The following is a 3,253-nucleotide window of genomic DNA, read 5'->3' as shown; positions in this document are numbered from 1 at the left end:
TTTGCCTCAAACCCTGTCTGCGTAAGGATTTCAGGAGTTTGTACCCAGTAGTTTATTAGTATTACATTGCTTTAACTCAGGCTCTGTAAGACTTTGAGCCATAGCTAGTATATTTATACGGGGGAAGTTCAGATATACAATCAAAAAAGATAGTAAGTTTAAGTCAAAAATCGATGTTAAATTGAGAATTAAATACTATTTGATTAGCTATTTGAGAAGGATGGAAAGAGATAATAAAAGCTCTAGTTTCGATGATATTGTTTTTAATATATTACCTCTGTTAAAAAATGGCACAACTCCCGAAAATCAGACGATTCTAAGCGTCCTCGAAGATATTGCCCAGAGAGTTGGTGATGATAACTGGCGCTTAAAACAAGAAGGACAATTGAGTTTATTTTAAATCCAGTGGCAGCACACTTTGTTCTTTTTGTCAAAAAAAATTTCTCTTTGCAACAAAACTACACAATTAATTGATCAACGGGTTGGCTTAAAAAAGGTTCTTTAACTGCCAGTTGTTGCTGTTGCTGAATAGGTTAGTGTAGATTTAGCAAGGGTTTTCATGCTCACCAGACAGCTAAAAAACCAAAAAAGCACAGAACGCCCCATCATTTCATACTGCGAAATTATACCATAATCGCTGGAAGTATTGCAACCTCGTAAACAAATGAGAATTATTTTCAATAAATTCTTAAGAAAAGATAAATATTGCGAAGTGTAAATTTTAATATGCTCAACTATTAAAGCTTGTTTGATATAAAAAACTTATAATACTAAATCCGTTGAGTATAGGCTACATATCAGGACAGGCACTCATGCAAGAGGCAAAAGAGGGAATAAATAATCAGTTTTTAATAACTGGATTTAGTATAAGTAGGGAGGCACAATTATTTGTAGGATGGGTTACGCTACCGCTAACCCATGCGGGCGTTGGGTTTCATGCTTCAACCCAACCTACTGATCACTGATTACTGATAACTGATCACTGATTACTGATGACTGATTACTGATGATCTGAGAGAAACTTTAAACAGGAGTCACAACTGCTGTTAAAGCCGCCGTAACCGCGTCCATCGGTTGATTACCGTCGATATGGTTAAGAGTGCCTTTTTGACCGTAATAATCTAAAACGGGGGCAGTTTGGTCGATATAAACCTGTAGGCGACGGGAGATCGTTTCTTTAGTATCATCTTGACGACCCCGTTGCATGAGACGCTCAATTAAGACCGTATCTGGTACAGCCAAATTGACCACAAATGTGTAACTATCGGCCAATTCTTCCAGTAATGCGTCTAAAAAGCTCGCCTGTGCCACCGTGCGGGGAAACCCATCAAGAATCCAACCCTTAGCACTGTCAGGCTGTTTTAAACGTTCCTGAATTAAACCTAATAACAACTCATCGGGGACTAATTCGCCCTTTTCCACATAAGCTTGTGCTTGTTGACCAAGTTCTGTCTTCTCTGTAATTGCTTGACGTAAAATTTCACCGGTAGAAATATGGGGAATCGTCAGAGATTCCGCTAATTTTGCCGCTTGAGTACCTTTTCCCGATCCGGGCGGTCCCAAAAATATCACACCGATCCGTTTGCTCATGGGATTAAATATAGGGTTTTAAGGGAAAAAATAACCAGTAACCGGTAAAAGGTCACTGGTTAACTATCTAACTACTTTTTAATCATGTCCTCATAGCGTTGAGACATGACATAGGTTTGAATTTGTTTCGCAGTATCGATCGCCACCCCCACCAGAATTAACAGGGAAGTTGCCCCCAAACCGCGAAAAGTGGTGACACCGGTGGCGCTTTCTACTACAGTCGGCACAGTAGCCACCAAACTTAAAAAGAGAGCGCCCAAAAGGGTGAGACGATTCAGCACCCCTTCCAGATAATTAGTAGTAGCGGTCCCTGGCCGAATCCCCGGAATACTGGCCCCCATTTTTTTCAGGTTTTGGGACATATCCTTGGGGTTAACGATCAGGGAAGCGTAGAAGAAACTAAAACCGAGAATTAGTAAGCTATAAAAAGCCACATAACCCCAACTATCGGGACGCAGAGCATTAACCAACTGGACTAAAACCTGACCGACCGGGTTATCCGTGGGTAAAGCTTGCACCAATTGGAAAGGTAAGACCAACACTGCCGAGGCGAAAATAATCGGCATCACGCCCCCTTGATTGAGTCGTAGGGGTAGATAACTGGTTCTTTCCCGATAGAGACGACGACCCACCTGACGACGGGCAGAAACAATCGGAATCCGACGGGTTCCTTCCTGAACAAAAACAATGCCGATAATCATCACCAAGAAAACCAGCAAGAGAATCACCACTTGAGCGATCGCTTGTCGGCCACCCTGTTGAGCAAAAGTAATCGTATCACCGAGGGTTTTCGGTAAAACAGCGACAATGTTGACAAAAATCAGCAAAGATGCTCCATTTCCCAGACCGCGTTCTGTGATCAGTTCCGAAATCCACATCACGAACATAGAACCGGCCACTAAAGCGAGAACCGTAGCGGCGATCGAGGGTAAAGTTCCGGCCACAACGCCGTTAGCCACCAATAAACCGAGAGTAATGCCGATACTTTGAATAATTGCCCAACCAAAGGCAATATAACGGGTAATTTGGGCAATTTTTCGCCGTCCTGCTTCTCCTTCATTTTTCTGTAAATCTTCCAAAGAAGGAAGGGCAGCGGTGAGCAGTTGCACGATAATTGAGGCGTTGATATAGGGAAGAATGCCGAGGGCAAAAATCCCTAACGTCGATAATCCTCCCCCGGTAAACAGGTCAAGGATTCCCAAAGCGGCGTTACCTTGAATAATTTCTGCTAATCTTGCCCGATCCAAACCAGGTATCGGTACAAACATCCCAAAACGGAGCAGAATCAGTAAACCCAATGTAATCAACAAGCGACCGCGTAAACCGGCCGCCTGTGCCATTTGCATAAACGTTTCCTGTGCCGTGGGAGCCTTATCACGACTAACGACCATTAACAGTTACCTCTAGTGCAGTTTTTTTTATGGGAAAAAGTAATCGAGGGGGAAAACTTTCTCGATTTTTTTAAGATTTCCCCTGTCTTTCTTATGATATAGCAATCAGGTCTTGGGGGTTGGGTGTGGGGTGTGGGGTGTGGGGTGTAGGGTGTGGGGTGTGGGGTGTGGGGTGTGGGGTGTCGGGTGTCGGGTGTGGGGTGTGGGGTGGGGGGACTATCAAGAAGCTAATAGCGCCGGTCGCCTGCCTACGGCCTCATGAATCATGACTC

Annotated in this window: 4 protein-coding genes; 1 reads left to right on the top strand and 3 read right to left on the bottom strand. The window is 43.6% G+C overall.

The genetic code is table 11. The features are described from left to right. The first annotated feature begins 220 nt into the window (after positions 1 to 220). Positions 221 to 400 carry a hypothetical protein gene (locus O9332_RS22600; protein WP_288027531.1) on the top strand — a complete coding sequence of 60 codons (180 nt, stop codon included), beginning with the start codon at positions 221 to 223 and terminating at the stop codon, positions 398 to 400. Positions 401 to 1,023: 623 nt separating this feature from the next. On the opposite strand, the gene O9332_RS22595 is transcribed toward O9332_RS22600, so the two are convergent. The 3 genes from O9332_RS22595 to O9332_RS22585 all read right to left on the bottom strand — a co-directional run bounded on the left by O9332_RS22595 (position 1,024) and on the right by O9332_RS22585 (position 3,204). Further along, a complete protein-coding gene (locus tag O9332_RS22595; protein WP_012267964.1) occupies positions 1,024 to 1,590 on the bottom strand; it encodes an adenylate kinase in 567 nt (188 codons plus the stop codon). A 71-nt stretch (positions 1,591 to 1,661) separates the two neighbouring features. Further along, a complete protein-coding gene (gene secY, locus O9332_RS22590) occupies positions 1,662 to 2,981 on the bottom strand; it encodes a preprotein translocase subunit SecY (protein WP_002757587.1) in 1,320 nt (439 codons plus the stop codon). A gap of 91 nt (positions 2,982 to 3,072) precedes the next feature. Then, positions 3,073 to 3,204: a hypothetical protein gene (locus O9332_RS22585; RefSeq protein WP_288027529.1), complete on the bottom strand. Its 132-nt coding sequence runs from the start codon at positions 3,202 to 3,204 to the stop codon at positions 3,073 to 3,075. Between the last annotated feature and the right edge of the window lie 49 nt (positions 3,205 to 3,253).

The organism is Microcystis sp. LE19-10.1B, from assembly GCF_027530565.1.
GTDB lineage: Bacteria > Cyanobacteriota > Cyanobacteriia > Cyanobacteriales > Microcystaceae > Microcystis > Microcystis aeruginosa.
The sequence above is the reverse complement of the archived record's forward strand: the minus strand, read 5'-3'. Positions and strand labels throughout refer to the sequence as shown.